The sequence below is a fragment of the Pseudomonas sp. MEJ086 genome, assembly GCF_030209025.1.
GTDB lineage: Bacteria > Pseudomonadota > Gammaproteobacteria > Pseudomonadales > Pseudomonadaceae > Aquipseudomonas > Aquipseudomonas fulva_A.
In genome coordinates, this window is record NZ_JARVSV010000029.1 from 69,567 (window position 1) to 90,246 (window position 20,680).

Below are 20,680 nucleotides of genomic sequence, written 5' to 3' on the forward strand. Positions count from 1 at the left end.
CCAGTCCGTAGGAGCCCGCTTGCGGACAATATCGCCTGCCGGATCGCATCGCTGGCAAGCCAGCTCCTACGATTGGGATCACCGGATTAGCCACGGTCCGTGGGAGCCCGCTCGCGGGCGATAGCGCCTGCCGGATCGCATCGCTGGCAAGCCAGCTCCTACAATTGGCATCACCGGATCACCACCAGTCCGTAGGAGCCCGCTTGCGGACAATATCGCCTGCCGGATCGCATCGCTGGCAAGCCAGCTCCTACGATTGGGATCACTGGATTAGCCCCGCCCGCTTGCGGGCGATATCGCTGTCAGCGTGCGGCCTGCGACTGATCCTCCGCAATCGCCTTGCGCACGTCTCCTGCCAGGCTGAAATCGAACGCCTGCTGTACATCGAGCTTTTTCGGTAACACGCCGTGGCGGTGGAAGAAGTCCGCGGCGTTCTGCAGGCTGGTGGCAACTTCCTCGTCCAATGCCGCGGGCTGGATGCGTGCTTCCTCAACCCAGCGACGGGCGACGTTCTGGGGAATGTTGAGGTCTTCGGAGAGGGCGTCGGCCATCTGCTGTGGATGGGCGAGCGCCCACTGCTGAGCCTTGGCCAGGCGAACCAGCAGATCGCCGATGGCGACTTTCTTGTCGGCGTCGGCCAGGGCCTTGTCGCTGGCCAGGGCATAGGAGTAGCCACTCATGATGCCACGCCCGTCAGCGATCACTCGCGCACCATCGATGAGGATGGCATTGGAGGTGTAGGGCTCCCACGGCACCCAGGCGTCAACCGAACCACGCACCAGGGCGGCACGACCATCGACCGGGCCGAGGAAGGAGAAGGTCACGTCCTTGTCGGTCAGGCCGTTCTTCTCCAGCAGGCCGAGCGCCAGAAAATGCCCCCAGCCGCCGCGATTGACGGCAATGCGCTTGCCCTTGAGATCCGCCACGCCTTGCGCGCCCGAGTCCTTCGGCACTACCAGCGCCACGGTCTCGGTGTTGTAACGCCAGGCGCCAACGGCCTTCAACTGGGCGCCGGCAGCATGCACGAAGAGGAACGGGATATCGCCGGTAAAGCCGACATCCAGGGCATTGGCATTCAGCGCCTCCAGCACCGGAGCGCCTGCGGCGAACGGCGTCAGCTCGACCTTGTAAGCGAGGTTTTCCAGCTCACCCGAGGCACGCAGCGAGGCGTAGCGATCGCCCTTCACGTCGCCCAGGCGGATAGTGACGGGCTCGGCGGCCTGCAACAGGCTGCTGAACGACAGTGCGGCCAGCAGAGAAACGGTGGTAAAACGAAAACGGGACATGCAGAAAGCTCCAGTGGCGGTGATGCGCGGGAGCTGCTGCGTTGGAACGCTCACAGGCTCGAAAGACAGTCGTTGCGTGGTACGGGGACAGACCCGTCTTACTTGAAGGCGTTGCCGAACGAGGTGTCGATGACCGCTCTGGTGTCGAATGCCTCTGGCAGCGCGCCGGTTTCGACGAGGAAGTCGGCGGTGTCCTGATAGTCACGGGCAGCCTGTTCATCCACCGGCCCGACGCTCATGTTGGCCTGGCCGATCCAGTGGCGCGATACCGCCTGATCGAGATTGGCTTTCTTCGCCCACAGGTCGGCGTAGGTTTCCTTGTTCGCATCGACCCAGGCGCGGGCCTTCTGCAGACGGCCGAGGAAGTCGCTGATGGCCGCGCGTTTCTCATCCAGGGTAGCGGCATTGGCAGCGATGCTCGACAGCCCCGGCATCAGGTCGCGGGCGGTGATGATCGGTTTGGCGCCGGAAAACACGATCTGCTGGGAAATGTAGGGCTCCCACACCGGGAAGGCGTCGATGCTGCCCTGTGGCAGTGCCGCGGCGGCGTCGATGGGCATCAGTTTGACGAACTGCACGTAGTCGCGGGGCAGCCCGGCCTTCTCCAGCGCACGCAACGTCAGTTGCTGGCTCCAGGCTCCCGGCCAGTAGGCGACCTTCTTGCCTTTCAGGTCAGCGATGGTCTTGGCCGGCGAATCCTTGGGTACCAGCAGGGCGATGGTATCCGGGTTCTGCCGCGATACGCCGATGAGCTTTACCGGCGCGCCCTTGGCGGCCAGGAAGATAAACCCCGAATCGCCAAGAAACCCCAGGTCCAGGGCACCGGCATCCAGGCCTTCGGCGACCGGCGCGGCGGACTGGAAGTGTTTCCAGTCGACCTTGTAGGGAGCGCCTTCGAGCACCCCGGACGCCTCCACCGAAGCGCGGACGTTGTAGTAGTTCTGGTCTCCCACGCGCAGGGTGATCTGCTCGGCAGCCTGGACCACCGGCGCGGCCAGGAGCGCGCCAGCCAACGCGGTACGCAACAATGCGGACAGTTTCATTGCAAGGTTTCCTCTGCTGGGTTGCCCAGACGGGCGATATGTTCATGGATGGCGGGAATCAGCCCCTGCCCGTAGGTGATGGCATCGCCCAGCGGGTCGAAACCGCGAATCAGAAACGTGGACACGCCAAGCTTGTAGTACTCGCCCAGCGCCGCGGCGACCTGCTCCGGCGTGCCGACCAGCGACGTGGAGTTCCAGCGCGCGCCGGTCAGCCGCGCGACGCCCATCCACAAGCGACTGTCCAGCACCTCCCCCTGCCCCGCCGCCGCCAGCAGACGCTGGGAGCCGACGTTCTCGGGAGCGTGTTCGGTAAGCGGCAAGCCCAGACGAACGCGGTTCTCGCGAACCTGCTCGAGTATCTCGGCGGCACGCTTCCAGGCAGCCTCCTCGGTGTCCGCGACGATCGGCCGGAACGACACCGAGAATCGCGGCGTGCGGCCATATGCAGTAGCTGCCGTCCTGACGCAGGCGACCTGCTCGGCCACCGAAGCCAGAGGTTCGCCCCACAACATGTAGGTATCCGCATGCTGCGCCGCGACCTGCACTGCCGCAGCAGACGCACCGCTGAAATAGATCGGGATGTGCGGCCGCTGCGTACAGCGCACCGCGGGCGAGGCGCCCTGGAAGCGGTAGAAGTCGCCGCTGAAATCCACCGGCTGATCGGCCGTCCAGACGGCCTTCAGCGCGCGCAGGTATTCGTTGGTGCGGGCATAACGCTGGGCATGATCGAGGTAGTCGCCGTCTCGCTGCAGGTCCTCGTCATTACCGCCGCTGACCACATTGAGTGCCAGGCGACCAGCGCTGAACTGATCCAGCGTGGCGAGCTGCCGCGCGGCCAGGGGCGGTGCGATCATCCCGGGCCGGTATGCCAGCAGGATGCCCAGCTTGTGCGTCGCGGCAGCCACGAAGGAACTGACCACCGCCCCCTCCGGGCCGTTGGAAAAGTAACCAACCAGCACCCGGTCGAAGCCCGCCGCTTCATGAGCCTGGGCGAACCTGGCGACGAACGCCGGATCCACCGCATCGCCCAGAGGCTGATCCACTTCCGACGCTGGCGCCGCGGTGATCATGCCGATGATTTCAATGCTCATGTCGCGATTCCTGTCACGTAGTCATGTCCGGGAGCCAAGGTGCTGCAAACGCCCACTTATAATTAAAACGTCTTTACTGGCTATTTCTTATAAAATTTATAGATAGCCGAACAGGAAATGAAATTCATTTTAGGAATAACCTAATATGCAAAATAATCAAAACCAAGGAAACAGGCTCAAGCGTGGGCTTTGGCCAGGCGATGAGCATGGAAATCGCCCCGGCATGCCCGAAGAGTGAAGCGAGCAGCGGAGCGAAGCGAGCCGAACGACGCGCCTGAAATTACTCAATACGCATATTAGCTTATGAATAAATTGAATTTTTATAATCAATAGCGGATTGCTACCTTAGGCTTCAAACCGCTACGGATTCCCGCCATGAGTCATCCCGCAACGCCACAACGCCTGAATGTCTTCGTTGCCAGCCTTTCGGACCTGCTGAACCGCGAGCCCGACGAGGGCACCCTGATCGAACGCGGTGGCGAGCTGCTGCAGCAATTGGTCAGTCATGACGACTGGCTGCCCAACGAACTGGCCCAGCCAAGCAGCGAGCGCTACCAGCAGTACCTGCTGCACCTCGACCCGGCGCGACGCTTCTCGGTGGTCAGCTTCGTCTGGGGCCCGGGACAAAGCACGCCCGTGCACGACCATCGTGTATGGGGGCTGATCGGCATGCTGCGCGGCGCCGAGGCTTCCCAGGGCTTCAGCCGTCAGGCCGACGGCAGCCTGCATGCCGATGGTGATGCCGTGCGCCTGGAGCCTGGCCAGGTGGAAGCGGTATCGCCGCGCATTGGCGACATCCATCAGGTCAGCAATGCGTTCGACGATCGCGTGTCGATCAGCATCCACGTCTACGGTGCCGACATAGGTGCGGTGCATCGCGCCGTGTACCGCGAGGACGGCAGCGAAAAACTGTTCATCTCCGGCTACTCCACGCCGCCTTCCATTGCCCAACGGCAGCCCGCCCAACACGAGTCCTGAACCATGAGCCAAGTCGTAACCCGCTCTTTCGCCGATATCTGCACCGCCCTGCTGCAACAGCAGGAAGTCGCCCTCATCGACGTGCGCGAAGAGGCGCCCTTCGCCGAAGACCACCCACTGTTCGCCGCCAACATTCCGCTTTCCAAACTCGAACTGGAAATCCATGCCCGGGTGCCGCGCCGCGACACCACGATCACCGTCTACGACGACGGCGAAGGCCTGGCCCGGGTCGCCGCCGAGCGCCTGCTGCAACTCGGTTACAGCGACGTGGCCCTGCTGGAAGGCCAGCTGGCCGGCTGGCGCAACGCCGGTGGCGAGCTGTTCCGTGACGTCAACGTACCGAGCAAGGCCTTCGGCGAACTGGTGGAAAGCCAGCGCCACACGCCCTCGCTGGCGGCCGAAGAAGTACAGGCCCTGCTCGATGCCAAGGCCGACGTGGTGGTGCTCGACGCCCGCCGTTTCGACGAATACCAGACCATGAGCATCCCTACCGGGATCAGCGTCCCGGGCGCCGAACTGGTGCTGCGCGCCCGCGAGCTGGCGCCTGATCCGGCCACGCAAATCATCGTCAACTGCGCGGGGCGCACCCGCAGCATCATCGGCACCCAGTCGCTGGTGAATGCCGGCGTGCCCAACCCGGTCGCCGCGCTACGCAACGGCACCATCGGCTGGACCCTGGCCGGCCAGCAACTGGAGCATGGCCAGAGCCGGCGCTTCGGCGGGGTCAGCACCAACAACCATGAACAGGCCGCACGATCGGCCCGCGTCGTGGCCGACAAGGCCGGCGTCGGCCGCGCCACACTCGAGCACCTGAGCGCCTGGCAGGCGCAACCGGCGCGTACCACCTATCTGTTCGACGTGCGCACGCCGGAAGAGTACGAAGCCGGTCACCTGCCCGGCGCGCGCTCCACGCCGGGCGGCCAACTGGTTCAGGAAACCGATCATTTCGCCAGCGTACGTGGCGCGCGCATCGTGCTCGCTGACGACGATGGCGTGCGCGCCAACATGAGCGCCTCCTGGCTGGCTCAGTTGGGCTGGGACGTGCACGTGCTGGACAACCTGCCACAGAGCGCCTTCAGCGAAACCGGCGCCTGGATCGCCCCCCTGCCCGCTCTGCCGCAGCCGGAGGAAATAAGCCCGCACACTTTGCAAAGCTGGCTGGCAGCAGGCGATACGGTGGTGATCGACTTCACCACCAGCGCCAACCACGTCAAACGCCACATCGCCGGGGCTCACTGGGCCATCCGCGCACAACTGCCACAGGCCCTGGAGAACCTGCCGGTGGCCGAACGCTACGTAGTCACCTGTGGCAGCAGCCTGCTGGCGCGCTTCGTGGTGGATGAACTGCAGGCCCTGACCGGCAAACCGGTGTTCCTGCTGGCTGGCGGCAATGCTGCCTGGTTCGCCGCCGGCCTGCCGGACGAATCCGGCGAACAGCACCTGGCCGTGCCGCGCAGCGACCGCTATCGCCGCCCGTACGAGGGCACGGACAATCCGCGCGAGGCGATGCAGGGCTATCTGGACTGGGAGTTCGGCCTGGTCGAACAACTCGGCCGGGATGGCACCCATGGGTTCAGGGTGATCTGACGTTCATGCGCGGTGGAAAACCGTAAGACGTTTTCCGCTGCCCCATGACCAGCAGAGCCTGAAAGCGATACGACTAAAACTCAGTGCAGGGCTGGGGGGAGGAGATCCCCCTGGTAGTCAAGGCGACATCAATCATGCTGGATGCCGTTCTACTCGATATAGACGGAACACTTACGTTTCAAGGAACAGCGATTGAAGGCGCCGAAGAAGCCCTGCTGGCCATAGAAAGACTTGGCCTCAAATTCAAGCTACTGAGTAACATTAGCGAACGTTCTCCCGAGGTAATCGCACAGGAACTACAGAGTCTTGGCTTCACCAACATCACAGCAAGCCATATCTACACATCCTCTCTAGCGGCAGCACAGTGGGTATCTACATCCGCAGCAAGCTACACAGACCTGCTGATACCGGGCGCTGTCAGGCCGCTTTTCCCCTCCTCGCAGTTGAACAGAGAAAACCCCGACTACATCATTGTTGGCGGGGTATCCGACGGCTTTGACATCACCACCATTAACCGAGCATTCCAGCTCATAAGGTCAGGCGCAACGCTTATTGCGATGCACAAGAATGCATACAGTCTTACCCCGCATGGGCCCGAACTGGACAGCGGCGCTTATATTGCAGCACTTGAATATGCGACGGGCACGAAAGCGACTATTTGCGGCAAGCCCTCGGCTTCATTTTTTTCCTCCGTTCTTTCCGATCTCGGGTCTTCAGCGGCAAGTACAATTATCGTCGGGGACGATCGTTTGACCGACATTGCTGGTGGCCAGGCCGCTGGCATCAGTACCGTACAGGTAGAAACCGGAAAAGGCCGGGATGCCATCGAACACGAGCTTCAGGCAGACCACAAAATCCCTAGCGTGGCCGCTCTTCCGGCACTTGTTAACTCAATCATTCGCGGCCAACCCGAGGCCTGACGGCATTGCCATAGCCCGAACACTTGGAGCCCGACCCACCTTGAGTTACGGGTACGCCACACACTAACGCGAGGTAACGCTCTGGTTACCCATCGCACAGAAACTCTGCGCCTGCTTCTTCGCCGGTAGTGCCCGCAATTGCGTGGAGCATTGCGCCTGACTCGGTGCCCGGGTCACGCCAAGCACGGAATCATCATCGACGGTGATCAGGTAGGGCTGGTTGTAGCGCGGCCCGTCGTACCAACCGCTGATCTGCAGATCGCTATAGGCGCAGCGATAACGCATATGCCCGGTGAAACCCTTGAACGCATCGCGCCGGAAGATATGGTGATACTGCTGCCAGTCACGCTCGCGCTGGCCCTTGCGCACGGCATCGAGGCAGCCCTGTAACTCGGTAATTTTCGGCTCGTGCAGAAAGATGCTCTGGGCCAGGTTGGACCCGTCCAGATGCACCGTCGCAACCAGATAAACCTGCCGCTCGGCCGCCTGGGCAGTTGCGCCCAGCAGTGCCGCTACTACAAACATCCCTGCTTTGATCAATCTCAATGCTCCTGAAGTATTGTCACCGGCGTGTAGGAAGCTCTGCCCACATAGCCCAGCGTCGTTAAACAGACTATCCCCGCCGCGCCTTGAAAAACGCCTTCAGCACCGCCCCACACTCCTCCGCCAGCACCCCGCCCTCGACCAGCACGCGGTGGTTGAGGAAGCCCTGGTCGAAGAACTGCCCGCGACTCACGGCCATGCCGGCGCGGGGTTCGCTGGCCCCGAACACCACGCGCTGTACCCGCGAGTGGACGATCAGGCCGGCGCACATGGCGCAGGGCTCCAGGGTCACGTACAGGGTGCTGCCAGGCAGACGGTAGTTGCTGACGGCCTGGGAGGCGGCGCGGATGGCGACCATTTCGGCGTGGGCGCTGGGGTCGTTGGTGGAGATCGGGCAATTGAAGCCGCGGCCGATCACCTCGCCATCCTGCACCAGCACAGCGCCGACCGGCACCTCGCCGAGCTCGGCGCCTTTTCCTGCCAGCTCCAGCGCTTCACGCATGAAGCGCTCGTCGTGGCTGCGGTCGATGATCAGCGGGGCTCTCAAGTCAGGGCACTCACGTCAGGCGATCTCGATGGCGGCCATCAGGCCGGTTTCCATATGGTCGATGACGTGGCAATGGAACATCCATACACCAGGATTATCGGCCACGAAGGCGATGCGCGCGGTCTCGTTCTTGCCGAGCAGGAAGGTGTCGGTGTAGTACGGCTCGATCTTGCGGCGATTGGAGTCCAGCACCTTGAAGATCAGCCCGTGCAGGTGGATCGGGTGCTGGTACTGGGCCATGTTGCGCAGCACGAAAATGTAGTGACCGTCCTTCTTCAGGCTGGCGATGGGGCGATCGGCGCAGGTCTTGTCGTTGATGTCCCAGGCCTGGCCGTTGATCTGCCAGTACTTGTAGCGGCCTGCGGCTTCATCGGCCGGGGATGCCAGTGACGCTGCCCACTCGAAGTTGAAGCGCAGGGTTTCGGCGCGCTGCAGATCCGGTTCGGCCACCGGATTTGGCGGCAGCGCGGGCGGCCACTCGGCGGCGGGCTCACTGCTGGCGACGGACTTGATGGTGGCCAGGCGCAGCGGCCCGTTGCGCAACGACAGTTCTTCGCTGCCGACTTCGGGCACCTTGAGCGCCAGGTCGATGCGCATGCCCGGCCCCAGCCAGTATTCCTTGCCCAGCGGGCGCGGCTGGATGGGGTTGCCGTCCAGTGCGTAGATGCGAGCCTCGCCCTTGGGCAGGTTGAGGCGGTAGGTGACGGTGCTGTCGACGTTGATCAGCCGCAGGCGTACAACCTGTCCAGCCGGCAGCTCCAGGGTGGGCAGCGAGGTGCCATTGATGGTCGACAGGCGCCCACGGGTGCCCTCGCGGGCAGCCTCCCGGGGTACGCTGAACTCGGTGAATGCTCCCTGCTCGTCCACGTGCCAGCTCTTCAGGCACAACGTGCGTTCGTGCTGGAAACCGGTGGGCTCACGCTCCTCGATGATCAGCGGGCCAACCAGGCCGCGCCCCAGCTGTTTGGCGCTCGACTCGTGAGGGTGATACCAGTAGCTGCCGGCATCCGGGGTAACGAAACGGTAATCGAAGTATTCGCCCGGCAGCACAGGCAATTGAGAGACATAGGGCACACCGTCCATCTCCAGCGGCAGGCGTATGCCGTGCCAGTGAATGGTGGTGGCCTCGGGCAGGTGATTGATGAAGCGCACACGCAGCTCATCACCCTGACGGCAGCGCAACTCGACGCCGGGTGCCTGGCCGCCGAACGTCCAGGCAGGCGTGACATGACCGGGCACCAGCTCGATATCGTGGGGCGCGGCGATCAGCTCGTAGTCGTGGGTCTTGCGGTCGAACGGGCGCCCCAACCAGTAACGTGCGCCGCCAGCGCCCAGGCCAACGACGCCAAGACCGACCAAACCGCCCAACACCTGTCTACGGGTGAAACTCATGAAGCCTGCTCCTGAAGCGGGACTGCGATAACGCTAATCAGGTCTGATCGGATACGTCTCTGCGGACGCTGGAGAGCTGCGCACGATACACCTTGCAAGCGAGGGCGTTAAGGGTCGCTGCGGTGGACGGGTTAGGCGCCCAGCCCCCTACACGCCATATCTACGTACGCCGATAGGCCCGCGTGGTCAGCAGATACACCGGCAACCCCGACACCAGCACGATCAGCGCCGCATAAGGCGCGGCGCCGGCGTACTCCAGGTTGCCGGTGTGCGACCAGACCTTGGTCGCCAGGGTCTCCAGACCGGTCGGGCCGAGGATCAGGGTGGCGGTCAGCTCTTTCATGCAGTCGAGAAATACCAGTACGAACCCGGCGCCGATAGCGGGCGAGATGATTGGCAAGGTGACCCTCAGAAAGGTGGCGATCGGCGTATGCCCCAGGGTGCGCGCGGCTTCTTCCAGCTGCGGTGAAGCCTTTTCCAATGCCACGCGGATCGGCCCCTGAGCCATGGGCATGAACAACAACGCATAGGCCACCAGCAGCAGGATGCTGGTCTGATAAAGCGCAGGCACGTAGCCAAGGGCGAAGAACACCAGCGACAAGGCGATCACCAGGCCCGGCAAGGCGTGCAGCAGGTACGGCAAACGATCCGCCAGCGTCGCCATGCGACCGTAGTAGCGCACGACCACCAGGCATACCGGCAGTGCCAGCAGGCAACTGAGCAAGGCACCACCAAAGGAATAGGTCAGCGACGACCACAGCGTCTCGGCGATTTCCAGCACCGGGAAGCTGGCCGAGCTGCCCTCGACGATCCAGAACCCCAGCATCACCAGCGGCACACCGCAGCCGATGGCTACCAGCGCCAGCAGCAGCGTCTGAGCCAGCACACTCCAGCGACCCAGGCGCAGCCGTGCGGCGCTGCGTGCCACGCCCTGGCCGGTGCGCGCGTAGCCGCGCCCGCGCAGGCGAAACTCGCCCCACAACAACAGCATGCACAGCGCCAGCAGCAGCGCGGACAACATGGCCGCGTTGCTGCCGCTGAACTCCAGTTCGAACTGCTGATAGATGGCGGTGGTGAAGGTCTGGTAACGCATGATCGACGGCGCGCCGAACTCGACCAGCATATGCACGGCGACCAGCAGGCTGGTGGCCATCAGCACGGGGCGCAGCAGCGGCAGCGTGACCCGCCAGAACACCTGGCGGCGACTGCAACCGAGCATCCGCGCCGATTCTTCGAGGGCCGGGTCGAGATTGCGCAGCACCGCGACCACCGGCAAGTAGATCAGCGGGTACTTCGACAGCACCATGACCAGCACCGTGCCGCCCAGGCCTTCGAACATGGGGCTGATAGACACCCAGGTGAAGCCGCTGACGAACGAGGGAATGGCGAATGGCAGGCATAGCAGCACGTTCCAGTGCTGACGCCAGCGCAGATCGCTGCGTTCCACCAGCCAGGCCAGCGCCAGGCCAAGCAGCGCACAGCCCAGGGTCACCAGTACCATCAGCTTCAGGGTATTGGCCAGCAGGCCGAATACGAACGGCCGCCAGAGCAGCGCGAAGGCTTCGTGCGGCCCGACCTGCGTGGCGCGGGCGACCACGAAGAACAGCGGCAATGCGGCGAGCAACAGCAAGGCCAGGATCGGAAGCTGCAGCCAGATCGGTGGTGCCTTGCGGCGCCGCGTGGTGACGTTTACCGGGGGCAGCGGCAATTCGGGGGTTACCGCCTGGGGCTGCATGGTCAGTTCATTCCCACTTCGCGTTGCAGCTCCAGCGCGTCCTCGGCCAGGCCGATCTGCGCGGCGGTGATGGCCGGCGGCTTGAGCTGGTCATAGGGCTTGAGCAGCGGATCGGCCTGCACCTTGGGGTTGACCGGATACTCGGCAGACTGGGTGAGCACGGCCTGCTGGCCTTCCTCACTGATCATGAAGGCGAGAAACTGCTGGGCCTCTTTCGGGTGCTTGCTGGCCTTGACCACGGCCGCGCCGGACACGCTCGACAGGCCGCCGGCATCGCCATCGGCGAAATAGTGCAGCCTGGATTTCAGCTCGCCCTTCTCTTTCTTCAATGCGGTCCAGTAGTAGCTGTTGACCAGCGCAGCACCGACCTCACCGTTTTCCACCGCCTTCATGGCGATGACGTTGTTGGTGTAGGTGCTGCCGAAGGCCTTGAGGCCGGTCAGCCACTCTTCGGCGGCCTCGCGACCATCGAGGCGGATGACCGCTGCCGTCTGGCCAAGGAACTCGCCGCTGCTCGGCACGAAAGCGATCTTGCCGGCCCACGCGGGGTCGGCCACTTCCAGCACGCTTTTCGGCAGTTCGGCCTCGGTGACCAGATCCGGGTTATAGGCCAGCACGCGCACGCGCGAAGTGATGCCGATCCAGTTGCCGTTGTCATCGGAGAACTTGGAGTCGATCTGCGACAGGGTGCTGTCATCCACCTTGGCCAGCAGGCCCTGGCTGCCGAGCTTGATCAGCGGCGGTGCTTCTTCGGTGTAGATGATATCTGCCGGCGAACGCTCGCCCTCTTCGGCGATCTGGTTGGCCAACTGGCCGCCACCGCCCTTGCGGATCAGCACCTTGATGCCGGTCTTTTTCTCGAAGGCAGCCGCCACCGCTTTGCCGGTGGCCTCGTGCTGGCCGTTGTACAGCGTCAGGGTCACGGCATCGTCAGCATGCACAGCACCGGCGAACAGCAGGGAAGACAGAACACCCGCGGCAATCGCACGCGCCAGACCGGTTACTCGATGAGCTGACATTGACCACGTCCTCTGAAACAAAAAGTTACTGGCGATTATACGGGCCAACTGCAGCTGATTCTCAAGCAATGCGTGCATCGGCGCTAACCACGTCAAGAGTCATCGCCTCTCGACATCCTACTAAAAGTAAGTTACCAATAGTAGGAAGTCATTATTGGAGCTAACCCATGCATGCCCTTATCGTCGTTGCACACCCGGACAACCACTCCCTGACCCACGCGATCGCTAACGGTATCGCCGATGGGCTTGCCAGCATGGAAGCCAGGCACTCGGCCGAACTGGCCGATCTGGCAGCCGAAGGGTTCGACCCACGCTTCAACGAAGCGGATATCGCCCTGTTCCAGAAAAACGCGCCAGCACCGGCAGACGTCGCCGCCGAACATGCTCGGCTCGAGCGGGCCGACGCGCTGGTGCTGGTCTACCCGATTTACTGGTGGTCCTTCCCTGCCCTTCTCAAGGGCTGGATCGACCGCGTGTTCACCAACGGCTGGGCCTATGAAGAGGCCGACAACGGCAAGGTGGTGAAAAAGCTGCAGCGCCTGCAGGTCCATCTGGTGGCCATTGGTGGTGCCGACGCAGGCACCTTCACCCGTCACGGCTATGACCAGGCGATGCAAACCCAGATCGACCATGGCATCTTCGATTACTGCGGCGCACCGGTCGCCTCATCGCAGTTTCTGCTGGCCTCGGATCCCGGTTTCCCGCAAGCGCATCTGGAGACGGCGCAGGCGATTGGCCGTAAGCTGTTCGCCGAGCAATCCTGAAATGCCCCGGAGTATCGATGAGTTCCCAGCCCCCCGTATCGCCACGTCGCCGCTTGCCACGGGAGGAGCGCACGCGCCAGCTTCTGCAAGTGGCCTGGCAGTTGATCGGGGATGAAGGCACGGATGCCCTGACGCTGGGTAATCTGGCCGAAGCAGCTGGCGTGACCAAACCGGTGGTGTACGACCACTTCGGCACCCGCAACGGGCTGTTGGCGGCGCTCTATCAGGATTATGACGAGCGCCAGACCAGGATCTTCGATGCCGCCATCGAAGCCGCTGCCGCGAACCTGCAGGACAAGAGTGGCGTCATCGCCGCCAGCTACGTCAATTGCGTACTGACCCAGGGGCGCGAGATATCCGATGTGGTGGCGGCACTCAACGGCTCCCCGGAGCTGGCAGCGGTGAAGAAGCAGTACCAGCATGCCTTCATCGAAAAATGTGCAGCGATTCTGGCGCCCTTCTGCGCCCCCAGAGGCACGTCCTCAGCCGGCATGTGGGCCATGCTCGGCGCCGCCGACTCGCTCTCGGATGCAGCCGTCGCTGGCGACATCAGCGAAGAGCAGGCCCAGGATGAGCTGCAGGCGATCATTCTCGGGCTGGTCGAGCGAAGCCGATAAAGCGATCTCGACCAACCAGCCGCCAGCCGACCTGGATCGACGGGTTATTGATCCCACTTGCAGCTTGCCAAAAACGCCCCGCGGCCGTCTTCTAAGCGGAACCACTTGAACCTGCCCCCCATGGAGAAATGCGCGGATGATCGACTTCAACAACAAAGGCTTTTTCAAACTCAAGCAGAACGACGAATACGCCCAGCGCGTCAGCGACCTGCTGCTTGAAAATGAGCAGGTCATCGACTCTTACAAGTCCATGCGCGACGGCGTGGTGTTCACCAACAAGCGCATCATCGCGGTAAACGTGCAGGGCCTTACCGGCAGCAAGAAGGATTTCACCTCGCTGCCCTACAAGAACATCGTCGCCTATTCGATCGAAACCTCCGGCACCTTCGATCTGGACTCGGAGCTGGAAATCCACTTCTCGTCACTCGGCAAGGTGAAGTTCGAGTTCACCGGCAAGACGGCGATCGTGGAAATTTCCAAGCTTATCTCGGTGCATGTTTTTGGCTGACGCTGGCAAACCACACCGTTTGCGGTACCCGGAAAACTGAAAAAGGCGCGAATCGATTGGCGATTCGCGCCTTTTTCATTAGCGGCATTCCCCTTTGCTGCCCGATCTCAAAGGAGACCGAGCGCAATCACGGAGCATCGCCAGCGCGGCACGAAACCGCTCGGGCGACGATCGACCTGCTTACCAGTTGTAGCTCAGCTTCGCAGTGACTTCGCGGCCAGGGTTGTAGTAGTTGGCGGTACCGGAGCCGACCACATGCTGCTCGTCGAGTAGGTTGCTGACGTTAAGCGCCAGGTCGGTGCCTTTGGCGATGTTGTAGTTGAACGCGGCGTCGTACAGCGTGGTTGCTTCGCTTTTGCCGGTATTCGCCGGGTCAAAGTAGTAGGAGCCGACATAACGAGCCCCAAGCCCAACACTCATGGCTGTTCCTGGCAGATCGTAGTAGGTCCAAAGTGATGCGGAATGCTGAGGTGTTACCTCGAACGCATTGCCTTTGAGGGACGTACCGTCCCACAGCGTGCCACGAACGACATCCGACTTCATGTAGGAATAGCCGCCGACTAGGCTCAGGTTATCGGTCAATTCGGCCTTGGCCTCCAGATCGAGGCCCTGAACATTTGTCTCACCAACATTTTGCTGCTGAATACCGCCGCCTGGCACAACTACAGCGATAGTGACATCTTCCTGAGTCAGGTCGTAAATAGCTGCAGAGAACAATGCATTCATTCCCAGAGGGGAATATTTCACACCAACCTCATACTGTTTACCGCGCTTCGGAGTAGTACCAATCTCGGGTGGTGAGACGGACTCCACCATGCTGACGTAGGTGGAAACCTCATCGGTAACGATGTAGGTCAGCGCACCTCGCAGCGATGTTTCAGAAAAACTATCCGACGTTCTCGCCTGGTTGAGCTTGTTGGTTTCAGCAAGGTCCATGGAGTCATTACGCACGCCCGCCGTGACGATAAAGCGCTCGTAGAAAGAAAAGTTCTGCTGCAGGAATACAGATTTAGTGGTGTAGTCCCGCTTGGTGTGAAGATAGGGTACCAATCCGTTCGGGGCGCCACTGTAGACCGGATTGGCAATATCAATCGCGGAAACCCCTTGTTGATATATGGAAACCGCGTCGGACGATGAGTCGCCGTACTCCACGCCCACCATGGTACTACTGTCGATATTTTCAAAACGGGCGTCGTACTGCAGCATCAGATTGCCGTTGATCTGATCGGATTCGGTGTCTGTACCGAAAACATCTCGATCACGCAATGTCCCAGTTCCTGTACCACTCAGGTAGAGATAAGCAAAGTCATCGGTCAGCTCGCTGTACCGTAGGTTGCTACGCAGGACGAAACCATTATCAAAATCGTGGGTGAAGTTACCGCTGATACTGGTCCGTTCAACATCATGGAAGTTGTAGTCGGGTTCACCGTAGAACTTGCTACGACTGTACTCTCGATCCAGCGGATAGCCACCGCTGTTGGGAGAGCTCTTGGTTTTGAGGTGGTCAAGAGTCAGGGTACCTGAGGTATAAGCCGTAGGGGCCCAAGTCAAGCTACCCATGACAAAGCCGTTATCGTCGCGGGAGTGATCGTACTCACGGTCGCTGTCCTGAAGCTTGCCGGTAAAACGGTATGCAACGGTCTGATCCGTATTCAAAGAATCACCAACGTCGATGCCAGTCTCCTTGTGGTTGAAGGAACCATAGGTTGCATAGACCTGGCCGAACTTCTCGAATCGTGGCTTCTTGGTCACGAAGTTCACCGAGCCCCCTGGGTCAGCTGCGCCAAACAGCGTGGAGTTTGCCCCACGCAGGATCTCGATACGCTCATAGGCAAAAGGCTCTTCACGAACGCCACGCATTGAGCCCAGAGTCAGCCCATCACGGTAGGTAGTGGCCTGAAAGCCACGGATCTTGAAATAGTCGTTACGATCATCCGTACCATAGAAGTCAGTAAGGATGCCTGGCGTGTATTGCAGAACTTCCTCAGTGGTGCTTGCGCTGCGCTGCTCGACTTCCTTCTGGGTCACAACGGAAACCGAAGCTGGGGTATTGAGGATGCTGGTAGCGACCTTGCCGCCGACCCAAAGCTCCTGAGCGACCACCGTGCTGGCGTCATCACTTGCCGCAGCCTGAGAGTTCACGATGATCGGTGCGAGGCGATAGCTCTCCTCCTCCCCGATGGTGATCGCCTCCTGGGCATTCACACCGAAGGGAACAGCCACCAGCGGGGCGCAGAACATGGCTGCCGTCGCGACACGCTGCCAGGAGGCGTGCGCGTTGATAACCCCGTTTTTACTATCGGTCATGCTCAAGATCCTTGGATTGTTTGCGGGCTTCCGCCGTTAGCCCCGTTCAGCGTTGTCGCGACAACTCGGCAGAGATCGTACAACTGATGATATTCGAAAATATCTATCACAACGATAGTCATTCACATACAGGCCGGATTCGCCGGTGAATCCCGCCACTCTTTTTTTAAAAAGATCCGGACAGGAACGCAGCTCGCCGGTTTGATCAAGGAGAGCGTTGCCTCGCGGTACGCAGCGCAGCTGGAAAAGACCGAGCGCAGAATAGAAAAAGCCCGCAATCGAGCGGGCTTCTGGTTATGGCTAACAGTGACTGCCAACAGCTCACAGAAAGGACCACTCACAGCCGTCACCCCTGGTGATCGAACGCCGCGCTGGTCGAAGGCAGTGCGCTAATGGTGACGATGGCGCAGGCTGTGCTCGGATCACGCTGCAGCAATCGGGAGGATGTGGGTGAGTTCGCTCAGCGTGGCTGAACCAGCGATGCACTAGGCGGGGAAGTCCGCCGCCCTGCGCACAGAATCGGCGCGTTGCCCCAGCGGGACATCGCCAAAACTTCGTGTCGAAAAAGCTATTCAATGAGCTCGGGCTGGATACCACTCGGGGCGAAACTACCCGAATGATCATCCAGCCCGACGCCGCAGTTTCGGTCAGAAGCGGACTGTCACCCCCGCGTTAACCGAGTGGAAACGAGTGTCGGAACCGAACTGCCCTTGATAGGACAGGCCCAGATCGGTCTGTCGATTCAAGCGCAGTTTCGCACCCACTTCAGTCAGAGCCGTGTCGCGGGCCTGGGCGACACCTTGCACTTCGAAGTTCGGACCGCCTGCAAAGGACTGAACGTTTCGCGGGTCCAGATCACCGTAGGCACGTCGCCATCCCAATGAGCCGTAGAGTTGCGTATCGAGGTTCGCTACACGGGCGTTCGTCGACGCGCGCAGGCCCAGCGTCGAGAAGACGGTGTCCTGCTTGTCGCTGGACACGTCCAGAGCAGCCGCCCCGCCTTTTTCATGCATATCCTTGGCGTCGTAGCGTACGTAGGAAAGGCCGGCGAAAGGCTCCAGTACCACGCGGTCGACGGGTATGCGGTAGGCCACTTCACCACTTGCCTGCAACGATTGGGCATCGCGCTTGCCGGTCAGGCGATCACTGAACCCGGCAAAAGCAACGTTGCGCTCGCTCTCCAGACGGTGCCAGGTGTAACCAACGTCTGCGCTGAGGCGCAGAGCATCGATCTCGCCACCGGTATAGAGACCGAGATGATAGTTGTCGCTGTGACCCTCAGCATCACTGTCATCGGCATCGAACTTCGAACGGCTGTAGCCGCCATAGACGCCACCGCGCCAATCCGGGGTGAAACTACCATCGGCACCGAACAGCAGGCCGCCCGTGCTTTGGTGCAGGCCACCGGCGCCGTTGCCGCCGCCTACCTTGGTCCAGTTGCCGAATGGCTGCACCCAGGCGCCATTTTCGGTGGGTGGCGTGCTGGGCATCAGGCTCATTGCCATGGCTGGCATGCGCAATGTCCCGCTATCCAGAAGACTGCGCACACGAGTCCCCACCACTCCGGACACCACTTGGCTATTGGCGATCAGCGCGGTTGAGGTACTGCCGTGATAGTCACCGGCTAGCTGATCAACAGCGTCACGAGCACTTTCGGCATCCAGAATCAGCAGGTTGTTGTAGAGACTCAGGGAATCGCCGCTTTGCTCCAGTACGCTCAGCGCGCCAGCTGTATTGAACTGGTTCTCGGTCAACATGACCGTCTGGAAGATGCCCAGGGTAGGTTCTGGGGTTGGGGTTGGGGTTGGGGTTGGCGTCGGCGTCGGAGTTGGCGTCGGCGTTGGAGTCGGCGTCGGTGTCGGCGTTGGCGTCGGTGTCGGTGTCGGTGTCGGTGTTGGCGTCGGCGTCGGCGTCGGCGTTGGAGTCGGCGTCGGTGCTGTGTTTTTTTGCTCGATGGTAAGGTTCAAATCATTGGCAGTGCGCTGCAGGCCGACATTGAGGAATGCCGAGTTGGTAAACGCCTGGGCATAGGCGGTTCCTGCAGCGGCGCCGTCAATCAAGCCGCCTTGGGCAGAGAGCAAGGTGTAGGTTCTGCCGCTCTGATAACTCTGCGCTGGATCCAGTGCCGTCACGTTGACCTGCGTACCGCGCAGGGTGGCCGTGCCGCTCACGTTGACCCGATCTGCGCCGCCGTCGCCGGCAATATCCGCTGCGTAACGTGAGCCAGCGGCCATGTCGAGGTTGCCTTGTATGGCCAGCGCACCTATGGCACTTTCACCGGGCGATAACGTACCTCCGGCGGCTACGTCGGTAGTGCCCACTTGACCGACGCCGGCCAGAACGCCGCCATCCAATACTTGGGTACTGTTGGTGTAGACCCCGAATTCATTGCGCCCCACAGTGCCGTTGACTACGAGGGTACCGTTGCCGACGTTCAACCGCGAAAGGCTTTGGGTGGTGGCCGTATTGCCGCGCTGATTGACCTGGTCGACATCACCCGACAGCACGAGTCGCCCGCCGCGTACTACGACGCTACCGGCCAGTCCGCTAAGGTCGCCGCTCAGGGTGGTATTCCCGTTGAACGCATACACTCGGCCCGTTCCGCTCAACGTGTTGGCGACTTGCAGATCGGTGTCCGTGTGGTTGAACGCCAGGTGCCCGTTGCCCGTGCCAAAGCGAATGGCGGTTTGCGGGTCCAACCGGCCGGCCGCCTGAGCGGCTCCGGCAGTTACCGAATCGATATCGGTACGGTTAGGATCGGTCACGACCGAACCGCCCACAGCAAGCGTGCCCCGGGTCGGATTGTTGATGCTGCTGATCGTGCTGATGAGGATCCCGTTGGTAGCCCTCAGTTCGGCACCGTTGGACAGCGTCAGGTAAGTGCGGGTGTCGCCGGTGCCGAGTGTCATGCTCTGCGTTTCCAGGCGTGTGCCTTGTCCGGAAACACTCACCTGATTACTGCGGCTGCTAATGGCCGAGCCCAGCAACAGTGAGTCGGTCGCCAGTACGGCGCCATTCTCGAGCGTAAGATCGTTTCTGTTTCTGAACACACCGCTGTTGTCCCAGCGGGTTCCGGCATCGGAAAGCCTGACGACGGAATCGATATCGACCTGCTGGCTGTTGATTTTCCCGCCATCATTGGCCGTGATGCCCGACCTGTAGACAAATACCCCACCGGCCTCGATGTTGACCGCGTCGACCAGGGAGTTCTGGCCACTCACGAGCAGCTGGGCGTTCGAAAATGCGTTGGAGCGCGAACCGTTGACCTCCCCCAGATCCAGATCCCGCACCGACACCTGGCCGCCGTTGCGCACGGTCAGGTCGCCTTGACCGACACCACCGACAACGATCGTGTTACCCAACACAAATGAAGTGCGGGGCACCACCCAGCGCGACCCCGTTCCTTCGACCAGCACGCTGGCCTGAGCCTGATTGACGCCCGTACTGCTGGCTTGGCCAATAATGCTGCCGCCTTCGCTGGTCACGGTTGCGCCGCTGTTGATAGTCAGACTGGAGGTGTTGCCGTCAGTTGACCGAACGTTGATCGAGCCATCGATTACGCGGTCGCTGCTGAAGGTTTCCTGACCATCGGTGAGGGTGTAGTCCGCTGCCTGAGCCTCCGAGAGCAGTGCAAGAGTAATCGCAAAAGCAAGAGGGGATATTCTGAACAAGGGGTTCATAGCGACTCCAGATACTCCATAAAGGCCACGAAGGTGGCTGCCCAGCCGCGTGGGCCAAGCGTTCCGTTAGGCAGGTTGCTAACGGGGGGGAGTATCAGGAGGCGCAGTTGCAATGGATATAGCACGCATGCACTAGCTTCCGTGCATAAGCTCGAACAGTTGTGTGGCGCCGTGACAGGTTGGAGTGCAGCCGGGGAGCGACCTGCCGGAGCGCTTCAGCCAAAGGCATGCGCTGAGCATGCTCGATCGGCCAATGGAACATCACCGTCACACTCTTGCGAGAACGCCGACCACTGCCGGCGCTACTCGCTCCGAGGCCGCATCGGTCAACCTTCACGAACCCTCATGCTTGATTCCACTCGTTTCTGATTAGCGGACTGCGGCATGAACCTGAGCTCACGCTCGTTCGCTGCCCATAAGCGGCAGACGCGGATCCCGCAGACAGACCCGAATACAACGCCCAATTCGTCTTTCAATTCGCCATCGGCGCTCGCCTCCGCTTAGCACCGTCACGACCGGCTGACGGAACGAAATCAAAGTGCCACTAGTCGTAAAGATTGCAGAAACCTGAAGATCGGCCGACACGATCCCATGAGCGCAGCGTTTAGCCCTGCTCTCTCCAGGCTGGAAAGGATGATCCGCTCGGTTATTTATCTGGTCTTA

At 61.4% G+C, this 20,680-nt stretch carries 16 protein-coding genes; 6 read left to right on the forward strand and 10 right to left on the reverse strand.

Annotated elements, in window-relative coordinates; all coding sequences use genetic code 11:
• Positions 1 to 302: 302 nt before the first annotated feature.
• From QRN22_RS18895 to QRN22_RS18905, 3 genes are all read right to left on the reverse strand, one after another.
• Complete coding sequence (locus tag QRN22_RS18895; RefSeq protein ID WP_042551985.1) at positions 303 to 1,286, reverse strand: ABC transporter substrate-binding protein; 984 nt, start codon at positions 1,284 to 1,286, stop codon at positions 303 to 305.
• A gap of 98 nt (positions 1,287 to 1,384) precedes the next feature.
• A complete protein-coding gene (locus tag QRN22_RS18900) occupies positions 1,385 to 2,329 on the reverse strand; it encodes an ABC transporter substrate-binding protein (protein WP_042551986.1) in 945 nt (314 codons plus the stop codon).
• On the reverse strand, positions 2,326 to 3,420 hold the full coding sequence (locus tag QRN22_RS18905; RefSeq protein ID WP_042551987.1) for an LLM class flavin-dependent oxidoreductase: 1,095 nt from the start codon (positions 3,418 to 3,420) through the stop codon (positions 2,326 to 2,328). The genes QRN22_RS18900 and QRN22_RS18905 overlap by 4 nt, the downstream gene beginning before the upstream one ends.
• A gap of 375 nt (positions 3,421 to 3,795) precedes the next feature.
• Between QRN22_RS18905 and QRN22_RS18910 the strand changes: the two genes are divergently transcribed.
• From QRN22_RS18910 to QRN22_RS18920, 3 genes are all read left to right on the forward strand, one after another.
• Entirely contained in the window at positions 3,796 to 4,398 is a 603-nt protein-coding gene (locus tag QRN22_RS18910) for a cysteine dioxygenase family protein (RefSeq protein ID WP_042551988.1), read from the forward strand.
• A gap of 3 nt (positions 4,399 to 4,401) precedes the next feature.
• Complete coding sequence (locus tag QRN22_RS18915) at positions 4,402 to 5,985, forward strand: rhodanese-related sulfurtransferase (RefSeq protein WP_042551989.1); 1,584 nt, start codon at positions 4,402 to 4,404, stop codon at positions 5,983 to 5,985.
• A gap of 134 nt (positions 5,986 to 6,119) precedes the next feature.
• Entirely contained in the window at positions 6,120 to 6,905 is a 786-nt protein-coding gene (locus tag QRN22_RS18920) for an HAD hydrolase-like protein (RefSeq protein ID WP_042551990.1), read from the forward strand.
• A 63-nt stretch (positions 6,906 to 6,968) separates the two neighbouring features.
• Here QRN22_RS18920 and QRN22_RS18925 read toward each other — a convergent pair whose 3' ends face one another.
• The 5 genes from QRN22_RS18925 to QRN22_RS18945 all read right to left on the reverse strand — a co-directional run bounded on the left by QRN22_RS18925 (position 6,969) and on the right by QRN22_RS18945 (position 12,141).
• Positions 6,969 to 7,430 carry a hypothetical protein gene (locus tag QRN22_RS18925; protein ID WP_042551991.1) on the reverse strand — a complete coding sequence of 154 codons (462 nt, stop codon included), beginning with the start codon at positions 7,428 to 7,430 and terminating at the stop codon, positions 6,969 to 6,971.
• A gap of 88 nt (positions 7,431 to 7,518) precedes the next feature.
• A complete protein-coding gene (tadA, locus tag QRN22_RS18930; RefSeq protein ID WP_042551992.1) occupies positions 7,519 to 7,995 on the reverse strand; it encodes a tRNA adenosine(34) deaminase TadA in 477 nt (158 codons plus the stop codon).
• Between the two features lie 15 nt (positions 7,996 to 8,010).
• Complete coding sequence (locus QRN22_RS18935; RefSeq protein WP_042551993.1) at positions 8,011 to 9,387, reverse strand: multicopper oxidase family protein; 1,377 nt, start codon at positions 9,385 to 9,387, stop codon at positions 8,011 to 8,013.
• 160 nt (positions 9,388 to 9,547) lie between these two features.
• Positions 9,548 to 11,122, reverse strand: a complete 1,575-nt coding sequence (locus QRN22_RS18940; RefSeq protein ID WP_042551994.1) for an ABC transporter permease — start codon at positions 11,120 to 11,122, stop codon at positions 9,548 to 9,550.
• A 2-nt stretch (positions 11,123 to 11,124) separates the two neighbouring features.
• Positions 11,125 to 12,141, reverse strand: coding sequence for an extracellular solute-binding protein (locus QRN22_RS18945; protein ID WP_042551995.1), 1,017 nt, complete (start codon positions 12,139 to 12,141; stop codon positions 11,125 to 11,127).
• A 167-nt stretch (positions 12,142 to 12,308) separates the two neighbouring features.
• Between QRN22_RS18945 and QRN22_RS18950 the strand changes: the two genes are divergently transcribed.
• From QRN22_RS18950 to QRN22_RS18960, 3 genes are all read left to right on the forward strand, one after another.
• Positions 12,309 to 12,905 carry an NAD(P)H-dependent oxidoreductase gene (locus QRN22_RS18950; RefSeq protein WP_042551996.1) on the forward strand — a complete coding sequence of 199 codons (597 nt, stop codon included), beginning with the start codon at positions 12,309 to 12,311 and terminating at the stop codon, positions 12,903 to 12,905.
• A gap of 17 nt (positions 12,906 to 12,922) precedes the next feature.
• Positions 12,923 to 13,522 (forward strand): TetR/AcrR family transcriptional regulator, encoded by a 600-nt coding sequence (locus tag QRN22_RS18955; RefSeq protein ID WP_042551997.1) that lies wholly within the window; start codon positions 12,923 to 12,925, stop codon positions 13,520 to 13,522.
• A gap of 136 nt (positions 13,523 to 13,658) precedes the next feature.
• Positions 13,659 to 14,030, forward strand: coding sequence for a PH domain-containing protein (locus QRN22_RS18960; protein WP_042551998.1), 372 nt, complete (start codon positions 13,659 to 13,661; stop codon positions 14,028 to 14,030).
• A 180-nt stretch (positions 14,031 to 14,210) separates the two neighbouring features.
• Here the strand turns inward: QRN22_RS18960 and QRN22_RS18965 are convergent, their stop codons facing one another.
• Together QRN22_RS18965 and QRN22_RS18970 are read right to left on the reverse strand one after the other, a co-directional pair.
• Entirely contained in the window at positions 14,211 to 16,337 is a 2,127-nt protein-coding gene (locus QRN22_RS18965) for a TonB-dependent siderophore receptor (protein WP_042551999.1), read from the reverse strand.
• A 647-nt stretch (positions 16,338 to 16,984) separates the two neighbouring features.
• Entirely contained in the window at positions 16,985 to 20,017 is a 3,033-nt protein-coding gene (locus QRN22_RS18970) for an autotransporter outer membrane beta-barrel domain-containing protein (protein ID WP_082045685.1), read from the reverse strand.
• Between the last annotated feature and the right edge of the window lie 663 nt (positions 20,018 to 20,680).